The sequence below is a fragment of the Acinetobacter amyesii genome (genome assembly GCF_002018365.1).
GTDB classification, from domain to species: domain Bacteria; phylum Pseudomonadota; class Gammaproteobacteria; order Pseudomonadales; family Moraxellaceae; genus Acinetobacter; species Acinetobacter amyesii.
Map to the genome: position 1 here is coordinate 318,627 of NZ_MVKX01000003.1, position 15,450 is coordinate 334,076.

Consider the following 15,450-nt stretch of genomic DNA (forward strand, 5'->3'; position numbering starts at 1 on the left):
TATCCAACAGGGTTAATTGATCTCACACTCTAAAATTTACTCTAGGGATATAGCGTGAAACTCGAACCCATCGACCCACAGGAATTTACCGACTACGTTACCTACTCCGAAAAAAAACGGACACCTTGGGAACGCTTCCTCGATAAAATCAAACCCCGCTCTGCAGCCATGCGTACCACCGTATTGGTCTTATTTGTGGTATTTTTCAGCCTGTTTATGTCCTTATGGTTCTTTTGGCGCACACTCTATTTACCTGAAATTCAACAACATGCTCGTTACCTCGCGGTAGAGCTTGAAATCATTAACAATCCAGATTTACGAATTTTTCATAACAATGCCGAAGTAGATGTCGACGACTGGATGCGCAATCGCGTCGGAATCGAATATGTGACCGATCCGAAAGAATTTCCCAATGTTAAAGACAAAGTGATTGCAGAATTCTTTACTAATCAAATTGAGAAGAAACTGGCCAAAGAAATGCGCATTGATAATGCGACCGTGTATTTCCAATTTAAACCTGACCCGCGCATCTGGATTCAAACCCCAGAAATGAATGGCAACTGGGTTCGTGAACCTTTAAAAACCTATGCCAACTATAGTGCAGAGCTGATTCTGGGTTGGTTATTAGGTATTCCTCTGATTGCCGGCATCATTATTTTAACCTTGGTGCGTCAGCTCAACCGTCCACTAAAACGTTTACAAGATGCGGCCAACAACTACAGTAAACACGGCACGGCCCCTTATTTAGAAACCAACCATGGGCCGCAAGAAATTCGTGAAGTAAACCAAGCCTTTAACCACATGGTCTACACGCTGGAACAAACTGAACGTGATCGTCGCATCATGTTGGCCGGTATTTCCCACGATTTGCGTACTCCACTGACCCGTATTCGACTCAGCGCAGAAATGATGCCTGATGATGACTTTTTAAAAGAAGGTCTGATTTACGATGTTGAAGACATGGATGCGATTCTGAATCAGTTCATTTCGTATATGCGTGACGGTTCAGATGAAGTACCACAAGACACTGATTTAAATGCGCTATTGCAGGAATTAGTGATTCAATTTAAACCTTTAGATATTCGCTTTGAACCTCAAGACTTACCGATTATTCAAGCACGCAGCCTGTCTTTAAAACGGCTGATTGGTAATTTAATCAATAATTCAAAACGCTATGGTGCCGAGCCGATTGAACTGTCTACCGAATATGAAGGCGACCATATTCAAATTCGCGTTGCCGATAATGGCGAAGGGATTCCTGAAGACCAAATTGAAGACCTGATGCAACCTTTTGTACGTGGTAATGATGCACGTACCATTCAAGGTAGTGGACTCGGTTTAGCCATTGTAAAACGTATTGTGGATATTCACGAAGGTCAACTTTCAATTCACAATCGAGTAGAAGGTGGACTCGAAGCGATCATTTCTTTACCACTGCAAAAACTCGAAAATGATGAAATATTAAACAACAGTCCATTGGAAAAAATTAAGCAAAGTTTAACTGAACGCTTTTAACAAGCGTTCAAAAAAGCAACGAACAGTTTTGTTTAAGCTTTAACCATTGATATTTTTAACTTTATTATTCAGTGGTTTAAAAATCATAATAAAATCTTATACCCACATTTTTTCAAAAAATTAGACCTTAGCCTAACAGGTATGCAAAATGGCTTTTTTGATCGGTACAATCCGTATCAGTTTTGAGAATTTCACGAGAGTATATGATGTCTTTAGATCGCATCCGTTTAGCTGCCCTACACGACAAAGTTATCAGCGCAGAAAAAGCTGCTGAATTCATTCAGGATGGTATGACGGTAGGTATGAGTGGTTTCACACGCGCAGGTGAAGCGAAAGCTGTACCTTTAGCGTTGGTTCAACAGGCTCATGCTAATCCTCTTAAAATTACCCTAATTACTGGCGCGAGCTTGGGTAACGATTTGGACAAAAAATTGACTGAAGCAGGCGTTCTTGCTCGTCGTTTACCGTTCCAAGTAGACAATACATTACGTAAAGCCATCAACAAAGGCGAAGTGATGTTCATCGATCAGCATTTGTCTGAAACAGTTGAACAAATGCGTAACCTTCAGCTTAAAAAGCCTGATGTGGCAATTATTGAAGCTGTTGCGATCACTGAAGATGGTGGCATCATCCCTACAACCTCTGTAGGTAACTCTGCAAGCTTCGCGATTTTTGCTGAAAAAGTGATTGTTGAAATCAACACCAACTTAAGCCCTGCATTCGAAGGCTTACACGATATTTATATCCCAACATATCGTCCAACACGTCAAGCAATTCCATTGACTCATGTTGACGAACGTATTGGTACACATGCAATCAACATCGATCCTTCAAAAATCGTAGGTATCGTATTTAACAACGAATTGCATGACTCTCCATCTACAGTGACTGCACCTGATGATGAAACTCAAGGTATCGCAAACCACCTGATCGCATTCTTTGAAAAAGAAGTAGAAGAAGGTCGTTTACCGAAAAACCTAGGTCCATTACAAGCAGGTATCGGTTCAATTGCAAACGCAGTATTGACTGGTCTTAAAGATTCTAACTTTGAAGACTTGATCATGTACTCTGAAGTACTTCAAGACTGTACATTTGAATTGATCGACGCTGGCAAAATGAAATTTGCTTCAGGTTCTTCAATTACGCTTTCTGCTAAATATGGCGAAAAAGTATTTAATAACCTTGAACAATACAAAGACAAACTTGTATTACGTCCACAAGAAATTTCGAACCACCCAGAACTTGTACGTCGTTTAGGTATTATCGGTATCAACACAGCACTTGAGTTTGATATCTACGGTAACGTGAACTCAACTCACGTTTGCGGTACAAAAATGATGAACGGTATTGGTGGTTCAGGTGATTTCGCACGTAATGCACACTTGGCGATCTTCGTGACCAAATCAATTGCAAAAGGCGGCGACATTTCTTCTGTTGTTCCATTTGCTTCTCACGTTGACCATGCTGAACACGACGTTGACATCTTGGTTACTGAACAAGGTCTTGCTGACTTACGTGGTCTTGCCCCACGTGAACGTGCTCGTGCTGTAATCGACAACTGTGCTCACCCAAGCTACCGTGCAGCATTGAACGATTACTTCGACCGTGCATGTGCAAAAGGTGGTCAAACACCTCACCTTCTACGTGAAGCATTGTCTTGGCACATCAACTTCGAAGAGAACGGCCACATGTTAGCTGCTCAACCTGAAGTGAAAACTGCTTAATTGACAGTGAACTAAAAAAACGCTCTTCGGAGCGTTTTTTTATGGCTTTTATTTTTCAATATGACTTATCAAGTCTGCAAAACTCGACTAATCTAAATTGGTCAAAATACATGCTAAAACAAAAATTATGTTTATTATCCGCCCCTATCTCGAATCTGATTTAGATGATGTGATTGCACTTTGGGAACTGTGTGATCTGACCCGTCCATGGAATAACCCTGAAATTGATATATTTCGAAAACTAGCGCAACGCGACCAATTATTTTTATTGGCTGTCAAAGATGATCAATTGATCGCAACTGTGATGGGTGGCTATGATGGACACCGAGGCTGGGTCAATTATCTCGCCGTACATCCACATTTTCAGCGTAATGGCGTCGCTACTGCCCTTATTCAGCAATTAGAAAAACGATTGATCGCTTTAGGCTGCCCAAAACTTCAATTACTGATTCGCCAAGACAACATTGACGTACAAAATTTTTATGAACAATTGGGCTATGAAGAGGTTGAAGTGATTTGTTTGGGTAAACGTTTAATCACGGATTAATCGTCCGACAAATCGTCGGTCAAGCCTTGAAGCAACATCAAAAAAATTCGATATTGCGCTATCAAAACAAAAATGGATTGCATTGCTTGGCTTTAAATTTTAGGATTTGCCCCCATCATTTTCCCAGAACATAGAAAAGAGATTTCCCATGCGTGTAGATATCTGGTCAGACGTGGTTTGCCCATTTTGTTATATTGCGAAAAAACGCCTTGAAGCTGCTGCCGAAGAATCGGGTGTAGAACTTGAAGTGTTTTGGCATAGCTATCAACTTGATGCAGATGCGCCCGCTCGCCTAGAAATTTCCAATACTGAGCGTCTGGCTCAAAAATATGGCCGCAGTATTGAAGAAGTTGAAGAAATGCAGCGCAATATCGCCGAAATGGCGAAAGCAGAAGGTATTGAATTTAACTGGCAAAAAGCCAATTCAGGCAATACTTTCAACGCGCACCGCTTGATTCATCTTGCACAAAGCAAAGGTTTAGGCAGTGAAGCCAAAGAAGCGTTCTTCTATAGCTATATGACACAAGGCTTGGCCATTGGTGAACGTGAAACCATAGAAGACGTTGCATCTCGTATTGGTCTAAACCCTGTTGAAGTCGATGACTTATTAGACTCAGATGAATTTGCCGACTTCGTCAAATACGATGAAGAAGTGGCACGTGACCAACTCAAAGTGACCGGTGTACCGTTCTTTGTCTTTGAGCAACGTATTGCATTAGCTGGCGCTCAACCGAAAGACGTGTTTAAACAAGTCATGGACAAAGCTGCGGAACTTCCTGAGCTTGCTCCTACACCTGTATGTAATGATGAAAGCTGTGAAACGCCTGAAAAATAATTCAGCGTGTTCAAACAAAAATCCCCGAACTTCGGGGATTTTTTATGATCAGTTTTTAACTTCAATAAAATTAAACTTATTCAACCAAGAAGCTGATTTTTAAGTTCACTCGATATTCCGCAATTTTATTGTCTTTCACCACGACTTTTTGTTCATTAATCCATGCACCCTGAACGTTTTTCACGGTTTCAGTGACTTTATTAATTCCCGTTTGAATTGCATCTTCAAAACTTTTTGTGCTACTTGCATTTACTTCAACGACTTTAGCAACAGACATTGTATTTATCCTCATTGTTATGATTTTGAAACTTCATCATATGATTAAGTCGCTTATTTTGGTTATTTTTTAAACATCAAAACAGCAAAATATTACATGTCTTACACAGGAGTGAATTCCACTTCGAGGGATTACAAACTGACCATCATTTATTACATGCTTTCTGTTTAAGCAGCGGTCGCTTCCAATTAGGCTAAAAGCTTCATTCTTCTAATGATCATGCTCGGGAGTAATGTCATGACTATTGAACCTCAAGCAACTTCTGCTGAAACCGATCTATCTACCAATACAACCCCTCAAGCAACCGCCAACGAGTCGCAAACAGGGAAGAATAGCTTTCTCTCTCGCTTTTCTCCGACCGTCAAAGGTGCTGCGATCGGTGCTGTTGCAGGCAGTATTTTGCCCGTTTTTGGTACGATCAGCGGTGCCATTATTGGTGGTATCGCAGGCAAAGTCTATGAAAAGAAATGTGCCAAACATTCATAGATTTTTCATCTATACCTGAGTGATACAACGCTGTCACTCAGCCCCTAAAAGCTCTAGAGCAATAACTCTAATATACTGTTTTATATAAATATTAATTCATACCGTTTATCTTGCGTTGCCGAATCGATCATTTTTAATTGATTATTTTTTGATATTATTTTCACATAAATTCAAGTGATTAATTTTCTCCCTGACTCAATTTTTGAGTCACTAATGATTGATAGGAATACACAAATGAACGCAATCAAATATGCTATGGCTGTTGCTGTGATGGCGCTTTCTGCAACTGTTTCTGCACAAATCGTTTATGTACCAGATTTTCCAGTAAAAAAAGCTGTGACTGCTGAAACTGCCAATGCAGATAACAAAGCACCTGCTGCAGATACAACTGAAGTTGTAACAAACACAGAAAAAAAAGCTTAATTTTTAGCTGATTTTTCCATAAAAAACCGATGGCTCCCACCATCGGTTTTTTATTTTCTGTATCTTTTCTTTGGGCTTTATTCTTTACTCAACATTAAAAATCAACATCTAGCAGCGCTTAATCGCTGATGATGACTTCAAAAAAAATGATGCAACGTTGCCGCGGTATCATTTGCAAAGCATATCTTTAAGCTAATGATTTGGTATTATTTTTAAACAAAATGCGCATTAATTGTCATATTCAACACTTAATTTGTAGAAGCTGACATTTATTTCCATGTTTTTTTTAATGAAATCTCTATAATCAAATGAACTAATCGACTTCTTTATTTTTAAATTTACATTGTCCTATGCAAGAACTTCAGGCACTGATACAAGGAAAAATTTCACCGCAGGTCATCGATATTGAACGCCTGATTGAATTGGCCAATACATATCGAAACCCAAACTCGGCTGAATATAAATTAGTAGAACTTGCAACCAATATTGTATTGGCTAAATATTTAGAAAAAGCACAAAAAGTCCTTTAGGAAGCGGACAAATGAATCTACAAGAGAAAGTACAATTAATACAAGAAATCCATGTACTGACCCATCAACTTGAACACCGTGCTTTGAGTTTTTATGAAACTGCGCTTTCTAAACGTCGGATTCATGAAATTTTTGCCTTATGCGACGAACCGATATTTCAGAAGCAAATATTAAGTTATCGCGCATTAACTGAACCACAGATGGCTGCCACAGAATTTGCCAAACAAACGCCATATTCATGGTTATTTCGTGGCTATTTTACCCGTGACGCTGCACTCGAAAGTGCTTTATATCAATATCCAGAGATGGGTTGGGCCTTGCTGCATGACCATGAGTTAGGTTGGCAAGTTTGGATGATTCCAGCCAAACAGCGCACGGCTTTACTCAGTGAATGGGGCAATTTTAGCGAATGCTATGATTGGTTAATTGAGCAACAACAGCTATATAAATGTTTAATTAGTGATACCGATCTACGTCTACATGCGGTACGCCTAAAAGAAGAAGTCAGCACTGCGCCAAGCACTGTTGCAGCAAGTGTGGATGCCCTACTGCCAATTGAAACGATAAGTAATGACGTATCTGTCGATCTAGATCATAGCGATAAGCAAATTGATGAAGCGGATCCGTTGCTTGATAACTCAAATACGGATAAGCCGAAGCCTTCTGCACCTGATACCGCTCCTCTTGTTCTAATTGAGCAGCCAACACATGCGCCATCAGAGGAACATCTCAACTCGACAGCGGCAGTCGTTGAACTTCCTGAACAGATTCAAATCGCTCAATACACCGCTCGTGTTCAAACGTTGCAAAACATCGATGCGCAATTGGCTTTGTATGAATTGCAGTTTATGGATCAGCCTGAACTCACAACGCAGCTTGATGTTCTATTACATACGACAGATGGTACAGATTGGAAAAACCAACCGCTGTATTTAGCAGAGCAAATCAATACCGAAGGTCGCTTCATCAAATATCTCTTGTTGTTTGGTGCGCAAACGCAGATGGAAGCCATTCGACTCTCTCAGCTGTTTTGCCAACAACATCAACATGAACTTGCCGCGATTAAAGTCATGACCTGGGACAATCTAGAGCAACTCTGTGCTGCACCTGATCAGCTCTATCAACAGTCTCAGCAGGCTGAAATGATTTGGTCGCAAAACGACTATTACCCATTTATCCCGGCACAATTAATTCATACGCAAAAATTCATTCATTTTGATGAACCTGAACCGACGCTACATACCCCGTTGTTATTATTACAAGAACGTCAAAAAATACGGTTAATCCACGGTCAAAAGCGCATGGCACTCTTGCGTACCGAACAAGCCCTTCTTCCCTATTTGATCCTCCATCGACAGCAAGGTTTAAATTGGCAAAGCATCCAAAATGTGATCCAACAATTACCTCAACCCATTGATGTGATTTCGCTTTATCAAGCACTTAAGCAAATGACCGAAGATTAATTGCATTTATTTTGTAGTTTGGCTTGCATTTATCAGACAAAAATAACAAAACTACAGATGCAGGATTCTCAGATGATAATTAAATAGAGCCAAAACATATGCATAAAAAACAACAGTACTTTATTCGGACTTTGCTTTTTTCCGCATCAATGAGCTTGATGTATCAAGTTGCTTGGGCCAATGACACTGATGCTGTCGTCAATGAAACTGAGGGTGAACATTCGCAGGATGTGCCTGTAACTGACCAAAATTCACCGTATATCACGCCAAAGACCTATGATTTTTTAGATCAAATTCCACGTTGGATCGATGCAACACCGACCTTCTTACCTGAACAATCAGATCACCCCATTGTTCCGACAACAGAACAAACGGAAAATAATAGCTGGACCGATAAGCAACAAAAAAAAGTTCGTCAATGGGCAGATCGTACCGCAGTCAAAATGGACCATTGGTTTGGGAAAAGTGAGCCCGAAAAGCCTGCCAATGCAACCCTACGGGTCATTTTAGATAACAGTTGGGACAAACATGACGGTTACGAAATTAAGCCACGTATACGAGGAAAAATTAAACTCCCGACCTTGGAGAAAAAGTTAAGCGTCGTGTTTGGTGATGACTCTTTAGATAATGAGCTTGAAAATAACGCCGCGATTACCAATGAAAATCCTGATGGACGAAATGATAAACATTATGACAATAAGCAAGCGCGGGATGATAACAGTTCGCTCGCGTTACGTTGGTCTGAAATTTCAGATCGGCTTCCATTTGAAACCGATGTCGATCTCGGCTTACGTTCTGGAGATGACCTGTATCTCCGCCTCAAAGCGACAAAAAAATGGCAACTCGACAATGACTTTAGCTTTTTAGCAGAACAAATTTATCGTTATGGCATCGACAGTGAAAATTATCTAAGAACCAATTTAGAATTAACCCATGCCCGTCCAGGCCAACCCTTTATCTCAAACCAATTCAACCTGACCTATGCCGATGCACAGGATGATGATCTGAAATGGGATAACTTCAGTTACCGCCAACATCAATTTTTTAAAGGCAACCGATTCAACTACGGCCTGTATACAGGTGGTTTTTACAATAACGACCAACTGCGTTTAAACAGTTGGGGACCCTATGTGTCATGGCGACAGCCCTTCCTACGTGAATGGTTTTACATCCAAGGTGATCTCAATTACCTCAACAACCACCGTGACGATAAAAGCCACTTTTTAGGCGCTTTAGTGCGCCTTGAAGCCTTATTCTAAAACTCTCTATAACACAGCGAAAAAAAGCCCATCTCAACGGGATGGGCTTTTTAAATAACTCAGGTTCAATTTTTCTTAATCACACTCACACGATCATTACGTGCAATACGTGGCTGCTTTTCAGCGGCTTTTTTCACTTTAGGAAAGTTGTATTGAACACGATCATTGCGTATCACACGGCGGCTATCAACAAAAGGGTTGATATCATATTGTGCGATCTGTTTTGAAACCTGCACACGGTCATTACGCACCATTTTTTGCGTAGCGCTATCTGCCTGAGCAGATTGTATGAGGCCCATAGAGAGCAGCGAACCCATTACAGCGATCACTAAAGTTTTCATTTTACAATTCCCAATATTTAATGATCGCTATTATAGATTAATTATTTATTTTTAATTTATTTTAAAGATTAAAACATGGACGTTTTTATTTATGCCCTCTATCGAAAAACCAAATAAAAAAAACCTCCCGAAGGAGGTTCATTTCATATCACGGTTACTTCAGCAATAAGCTGTTAATCCGTTTGATGTATTGGGCAGGATCTTCGGGTAAACCACCTTCAGCAATCAACGCCTGATCAAAAATAACATTCGCCAAATCATCAAACTGCGCCGAACTTTCTAATTTTTGCACCAAAGGATGGGATGGATTGATTTCCAATACCGGTTTTGAATCTGGAACCGCTTGTCCAGCTTGTTTTAGCATGCGAACCAACTGAGGTGATAACTCACCTTCAGCTACCACCAAACATGCAGGAGAATCAACTAAGCGTGTGGTTACACGAACCTCTGAGGTTTTGTCTTTGAGCGATGCTGACAATTTTTCAACCACTGGTTTAAATTGTTCCGCTGCGGCTTCAAGTGCTTTTTTCTCTTCAGCATCTTGCAGGTCACCTAAATCAACCGCACCTTTAGCGACGTTTTGTAATGGTGTGCCATCGAATTCAAATACAAATTCCATCGCCCACTCGTCTACACGTTCGGTCATGAGCAACACGTCGATGCCTTTTTTCTTGAACAATTCAAGTTGTGGAGAGTTTTTCGCTGCATTCAAACTATCTGCCGTAACATAATAAATGGCTTTTTGGCCTTCTTTCATATTGGCTTTATAGTCCGCCAATGACGTCACGACGTCATCATTGCTGGCAGAGGCAAAACGTAATAATTTTAAAATACGCTCTCGGTTTGCCATATCTTCGCCCAGTCCTTCTTTCAAGACTGAACCGAATTCTGCATAGAAGGTTTTAAATTTCTCTTGATCTGCAGCATCTTCCGATTTTGCCAAAGCATCAAGTACGGTCAAAATACGACGGGCGTTACCTTCACGAATCGTTTTCACGTCGCGGCTTTCTTGCAATAATTCACGGCTCACATTCAGCGGCAAGTCTGCGCTATCCACCACACCTTGAACAAAACGTAAATAATTTGGAATCAAATTATCAGCATCATCCATGATGAATACACGTTTCACGTAAAGTTTAATCCCCGCTTTGGCTTCACGTGTAAAAATATTACTTGGCGCACGAGATGGAATATAAAGTAACTGCGTATATTCCGTACTCCCCTCGACACGGTTATGTGCCCATGCAAGCGGCGCCTCAAAATCATGGCTCAGGTTTTTATAAAACTCAGTATATTGTTCATCACTGATTTCATTTTTGTTCCGTGTCCATAAAGCGCTGGCAGAATTAATCGCTTCCCATTCATCGGTTTTTACATATTGACCCGGTTTAGCTTCTTCACCTTCAGCTGCTTCCTCTTGCTGCCAAATTTCTTTTTGCATCTCGATAGGCAAGCTGATGTGGTCTGAATATTTATTAATAATCTGCTTCACTTTTGCAGATTCTAAATAGTCCAACGCATCTTCACGTAAGTGCAAAATAATATCTGTTCCACGTGAAGCCTTGTCAATTTGCTCTACATCAAACTCGCCTGTACCTTCACTCACCCAACGCACACCTTCAGATGCGTCAGTGCCTGCACGACGTGATTCAACGGTAATTTTTTCAGCAACAATAAAGCCTGAATAAAAGCCTACACCAAACTGGCCAATCAACTGTGCATCTGATTTTTGATCTCCAGTCAGTTTTGACATAAAGTCTTTGGTTCCTGACTTGGCAATGGTACCTAGGTGATCAATGGCTTCTTGTTGGTTCATACCAATACCATTATCGGAAATGGTCAGGGTGTTATTGGTTTTGTCTAGGCTGATACGGACATGTAGCTCAGGATCGTTTTCATAATATTCAGGATGATTAATCCCTTCAAAACGGAGTTTGTCACATGCATCCGAAGCATTGGACACCAACTCACGTAAGAAAATTTCTGGATTGGAATATAAAGAATGCGTTACCAAATGTAGTAACTGAGCTACTTCTGCTTGGAAGCTATGTTTTTGAGAATTTTGTTCGCTCATCCGTCTCTCCGTTCATATTATGTATTACGATTGAATGCTATATGAATGGAGGGACTTCACTATTTTTCAATAGGCTGAGTGAAAAAATTTCACAGCATCGCGCTCATTTTTAATGTTTAAAATGGCCCCTGCTTATACACACGGTCCATGTAAAGATCTAGTTTTTGCTGTCGCATTTTATATACATCACTCAAACAACTGACATTGTCACGGCACTGATCACGTAGTTGTAGCCATTTTATTTGTTGATCTTGAATTGCGCCACGCGTCCCCATGGGAACCAAATGACGAATAATCGTATAGGTTGTTGCCATTTTGACATCGGCATCATTAATACTACGGTTATCACAAACCGCATGTTCGGTAATGGTTTTCGCCTTTTTACAATCAAAACTTGCGGCATAACTTGTCGAAATAAAATAAGCACTGCCCAAGACCAGCATACCCTGAATAATTTTTTTCATCGTCTTTTCTCTTCATCCAACTTGCTGATTTATTTCGACTCTAACAGTTCCACCTAAATTTTCTATTGCCTATTTGTTCAATTCGATCAACTGATGAATGGAATATGCTGTATAAAAAAACCCTGCCATTAGGCAGGGTTTTAAGATCAGCTACAGCTTAGAATTTGTAGCTATAACCAATTGTATACACCATTGGATCGATATCTAAATCGAATTTACCGCCACCTAATTCATCAATTAAAGTCACTTCAGGGCTTAATTGAGCATAGCGAGCATCGAAATATACACCCCAGTTTTTCGCATCAGCTGGCTGGTAATTAAAGCCGACTTGACCTGCAAAACCAAAATCTTCTTTTACATTTTTAGCCGCGCCAGATTCATCCCACGCAACAAATGCTGTACCACCTACACCAATATACGGTGTGAAGCGTGTTGAGTTTTTAAAGTTATATTTTGCAGTAATTGTTGGTGGAAGATGCTTAATTTTCGCAGCTTTATCACCATCCAAAAGCACGTCATGACCGATTGGAGTAGCCAATAATAATTCCGCTGAAATATTATCATTAAAGAAATATTCTACAGACGGTGTGAATGCATATTCATTATCTGCTTTTACAGTGCCCAAGGCAGTGTCTGTATCACTAGTTGGAGCAAGTACAGAAGCACCAACTTTAACCTGCCATTGACCAGCCATCGCTGAAGCAGACATACCCAATAATGCAATAAGAGCAGCTTGTTTTAACATTTTAAAGCAACCTTCTAGAATGAATAATTAATATTAAACATTAGTATTAAAATTATGCAACATTATTATTTTATAAATTTTTACATTATTATATAAGTTATTATTAATTATATATATTTATTTTAATCTTAGTGCAACGGTTGGTTTTATATTTTCACCATTATAATTAATTTATTATTCATAATATACCAACCTTTTTAATCAGAATTAATAAAATTAATTATTTTAATCCAACCAAATCAATCAGAATTAAATAACAAAAAAGGCGATTATATAATCGCCTTTTTTATTCATCTTTGAAAAATCAAAGTACCATAACCGCAATCCAACCAAAGATTAGCAGCGGAATATTGAAGTGGATGAATGTTGGTACAACGGTATCCCAAATATGGTCGTGTTGACCATCAATCCCCAAACCAGCTGTAGGTCCTAAGGTCGAGTCAGATGCAGGAGAACCAGCATCACCCAAAGCAGCTGCTGTACCAATCATCGCGACAGTCGCCAATGGTGAGAAACCAAACTGTACGCACAAGGGAATATAAATCACTGCAAGTACAGGTACACTCGAAAATGATGAGCCAATACCAATCGTCACGAATAGACCTGTAAACAACATCAGGAATGCAGCAAGAGCTTTATTACCGCCAATAATCTCGACAATACTGTTCACTAAGTTATTGATATCGCCTGTCGCTGTCAGCACAGATGCAAAACCTTCGGCAGAAATCATGATAAAGCCGACCAACGCCATGATGCGCATCCCTTGAACAAAGATGTCATCCGCTTCACGCCATTTGAAAATTCCTGCAGCAGATAAAATCGCAAAACCGACCAACCCACCGAGCATCATTGAACCTGAGAAGCGTTGTACCAAGAAGGTTAAAACCACCGCTAAAATCGCCATGATCATGGTCATTTTAGAGATACTTGGTGCTTTTGAAGCTTCAACTTTCAGATCTTCTGCATCTTCTTCTAAATTCTGCTGATTAGCACGAATCGGTTTATCTAAATCAATCGTAGTAACAGCTTTAACGCTTCGATCTTGATAATAACGTGGCTTACGATAACTAATAAATACCGCAATCAAGGCACCAATCACCATACCCAGTACAGAAATCGCCATGCCTGCAGGCATCATCCAACGTTCAACTTGTAGGCCATATTCAGCGCCAATTTTGTTGATATTTCCCATCAAAATTTGTTCAAGGAAAATCGCACCAAAACCTGAAGGGATAAAGATATAAGTACCCACCAAGCCTAGGGTCAGCACACAGGCTGCTGCACGTCGGTCAAGATTTAAATGATTCATCACTTTAAGCAGTGGCGGAATCAATACTGGAATAAAGGCAATATGAACAGGAATTACGTTTTGCGAACAGATTGCAGCAATCAATAAAATACTAAATAACAGATATTTAACTTTGCTGGCTTGAGCATGACTGACTTCTTTACCCAAGATGCCAATTAATTTATGCGCCAATAAGTCTGGAAGACCAGACTTAGAAAGTGCTAAAGCAAAAGCCCCCAGAATCGCATAGGTCAATGCAACTTCAGCACCTTTACCCAAACCATCATTAAAAGCGGAAACAGTATCTGGAAGGCTTAACCCTGCCACCAAACCACCAACGATTGCTGAAATTACTAATGTAAAGACAACGGAAACGCGTGCCAGTGACAAAATAAACATCACTAGAATCGCAATGACGACTGCATTCATGAATTAGATAGTAAGAAAATAAAAAACGCATTTTAGCAGATTAAAAAAACTGAAACTGTAAATTGCGCGGTATTCATCATTTTCACAAATCAGCATCTAACTGTTTACGTCAGTCATGGCCTATTTCAATTGCTGAATATACTTGCTTAAAAGTGTCGCGATCTGCTGCGGCTGACTCAAGATTGCCCAATGGTTTGCATCTAATGTCACCACTGATAAATCCTCAACCCATTTTGGTAATTCATCAATTAATTCAGGGCTGACAAAATTGTCGTATTTCAAAACAATGGCCTGTACCGGACAAATTGCAAGTCGCTGACGTGGGCGAGTTAAACGTGGAATAAAATTCGCACGATATAAGCCGATGCCATATTTACCGTCATGCTGAATATTTGGATTGGATGGTAAGTTTGGCGTACGTTCTAAACGGGTTAAAACTTTGCCCCAACGTTCTGGATTAAAAAAGTTCCAAACAGTGGGTGCCAACAAAGGCAATTGGAAGACGGCGATATACCATGACTTGGTCATTTGTTTAAAGAACTTAGATTTTTGTTGTTCGAATTGCTCACGCATCCAAAATGCAGCATGGTCTAAGCATGGCCCAGATATGGTTGAATAAGACAAAATACGCGATCTAAACTTTGCTTCTGTGACCGACTCCCAAGATTGAATTGAACCCCAGTCATGCGCAGCTAGGTGAAAACTACGCTCGCCTAATACCGCTTGCGTCACACTATCCAAATCAAGTGAAAGTTGTTCTAAACGGTAATCTCGTACTTTCCGGGGCACAGAGGACTGCCCTGCACCTCGCACATCATAGGTGACGATATAAAATTCATTAATAAGATGTTCAATAACCGGTTCCCATACTTCCTGATTATCAGGATAACCATGAACCAAAACCAATGCCGGCTTGGTTTCATCACCCCATGTCTTCACATAGAGCCGTTGTTGATCTGTGGTATTCACCCATTGCGTATTTAGTGGTTGCATTCTTCTTGTCCTTTTATCGATTCCATCGAATTGACGTTTTATTTGTGAACATGGGCA

At 40.1% G+C, this 15,450-nt stretch carries 16 protein-coding genes; 9 read left to right on the forward strand and 7 right to left on the reverse strand.

From position 1 onward, the window contains the following. The first annotated feature begins 54 nt into the window (after positions 1 to 54). The 4 genes from B1202_RS06825 to B1202_RS06840 all read left to right on the forward strand — a co-directional run bounded on the left by B1202_RS06825 (position 55) and on the right by B1202_RS06840 (position 4,621). Positions 55 to 1,515 carry an ATP-binding protein gene (locus tag B1202_RS06825; RefSeq protein ID WP_078189810.1) on the forward strand — a complete coding sequence of 487 codons (1,461 nt, stop codon included), beginning with the start codon at positions 55 to 57 and terminating at the stop codon, positions 1,513 to 1,515. Between the two features lie 206 nt (positions 1,516 to 1,721). Beyond that, positions 1,722 to 3,239, forward strand: coding sequence for an acetyl-CoA hydrolase/transferase family protein (locus tag B1202_RS06830; protein WP_078189851.1), 1,518 nt, complete (start codon positions 1,722 to 1,724; stop codon positions 3,237 to 3,239). Positions 3,240 to 3,366: 127 nt separating this feature from the next. After that, positions 3,367 to 3,786, forward strand: a complete 420-nt coding sequence (locus tag B1202_RS06835; protein ID WP_078189811.1) for a GNAT family acetyltransferase — start codon at positions 3,367 to 3,369, stop codon at positions 3,784 to 3,786. A gap of 148 nt (positions 3,787 to 3,934) precedes the next feature. Beyond that, the gene (locus tag B1202_RS06840; RefSeq protein WP_078189812.1) at positions 3,935 to 4,621 is read left to right on the forward strand and encodes a DsbA family oxidoreductase; all 687 of its coding nucleotides are present in this window, start codon (positions 3,935 to 3,937) and stop codon (positions 4,619 to 4,621) included. 76 nt (positions 4,622 to 4,697) lie between these two features. Here B1202_RS06840 and B1202_RS06845 read toward each other — a convergent pair whose 3' ends face one another. Next, positions 4,698 to 4,898: a dodecin family protein gene (locus tag B1202_RS06845; protein WP_067761311.1), complete on the reverse strand. Its 201-nt coding sequence runs from the start codon at positions 4,896 to 4,898 to the stop codon at positions 4,698 to 4,700. Between the two features lie 237 nt (positions 4,899 to 5,135). On the opposite strand from B1202_RS06845, the gene B1202_RS06850 reads away from it, so the two are divergent. The 5 genes from B1202_RS06850 (at position 5,136) to B1202_RS06870 (ending at position 9,059) form a co-directional block, all read left to right on the forward strand. Next, positions 5,136 to 5,384 (forward strand): glycine zipper domain-containing protein, encoded by a 249-nt coding sequence (locus tag B1202_RS06850; protein ID WP_228145138.1) that lies wholly within the window; start codon positions 5,136 to 5,138, stop codon positions 5,382 to 5,384. Between the two features lie 234 nt (positions 5,385 to 5,618). Then, entirely contained in the window at positions 5,619 to 5,807 is a 189-nt protein-coding gene (locus tag B1202_RS06855) for a hypothetical protein (protein ID WP_078189813.1), read from the forward strand. A gap of 350 nt (positions 5,808 to 6,157) precedes the next feature. Then, positions 6,158 to 6,337, forward strand: a complete 180-nt coding sequence (locus tag B1202_RS06860; RefSeq protein WP_078189814.1) for a hypothetical protein — start codon at positions 6,158 to 6,160, stop codon at positions 6,335 to 6,337. A gap of 11 nt (positions 6,338 to 6,348) precedes the next feature. Further along, positions 6,349 to 7,800: a hypothetical protein gene (locus B1202_RS16440; RefSeq protein WP_078189815.1), complete on the forward strand. Its 1,452-nt coding sequence runs from the start codon at positions 6,349 to 6,351 to the stop codon at positions 7,798 to 7,800. A gap of 98 nt (positions 7,801 to 7,898) precedes the next feature. After that, positions 7,899 to 9,059 carry a hypothetical protein gene (locus B1202_RS06870; protein WP_078189816.1) on the forward strand — a complete coding sequence of 387 codons (1,161 nt, stop codon included), beginning with the start codon at positions 7,899 to 7,901 and terminating at the stop codon, positions 9,057 to 9,059. 65 nt (positions 9,060 to 9,124) lie between these two features. Here the strand turns inward: B1202_RS06870 and B1202_RS06875 are convergent, their stop codons facing one another. The 6 genes from B1202_RS06875 to B1202_RS06900 form a co-directional block, all read right to left on the reverse strand. Next, the gene (locus tag B1202_RS06875; RefSeq protein ID WP_078189817.1) at positions 9,125 to 9,400 is read right to left on the reverse strand and encodes a hypothetical protein; all 276 of its coding nucleotides are present in this window, start codon (positions 9,398 to 9,400) and stop codon (positions 9,125 to 9,127) included. A gap of 154 nt (positions 9,401 to 9,554) precedes the next feature. After that, positions 9,555 to 11,474 (reverse strand): molecular chaperone HtpG, encoded by a 1,920-nt coding sequence (htpG, locus tag B1202_RS06880; RefSeq protein WP_078189818.1) that lies wholly within the window; start codon positions 11,472 to 11,474, stop codon positions 9,555 to 9,557. A gap of 116 nt (positions 11,475 to 11,590) precedes the next feature. Further along, positions 11,591 to 11,938 carry a lysozyme inhibitor LprI family protein gene (locus B1202_RS06885; protein ID WP_078189819.1) on the reverse strand — a complete coding sequence of 116 codons (348 nt, stop codon included), beginning with the start codon at positions 11,936 to 11,938 and terminating at the stop codon, positions 11,591 to 11,593. A 157-nt stretch (positions 11,939 to 12,095) separates the two neighbouring features. Further along, entirely contained in the window at positions 12,096 to 12,683 is a 588-nt protein-coding gene (locus tag B1202_RS06890) for an OmpW/AlkL family protein (RefSeq protein ID WP_078189820.1), read from the reverse strand. A gap of 304 nt (positions 12,684 to 12,987) precedes the next feature. Further along, positions 12,988 to 14,400 (reverse strand): Na+/H+ antiporter family protein, encoded by a 1,413-nt coding sequence (locus B1202_RS06895; RefSeq protein WP_078189821.1) that lies wholly within the window; start codon positions 14,398 to 14,400, stop codon positions 12,988 to 12,990. A 120-nt stretch (positions 14,401 to 14,520) separates the two neighbouring features. Continuing rightward, positions 14,521 to 15,393, reverse strand: coding sequence for an alpha/beta fold hydrolase (locus B1202_RS06900; RefSeq protein WP_078189822.1), 873 nt, complete (start codon positions 15,391 to 15,393; stop codon positions 14,521 to 14,523). Positions 15,394 to 15,450: the final 57 nt, after the last annotated feature.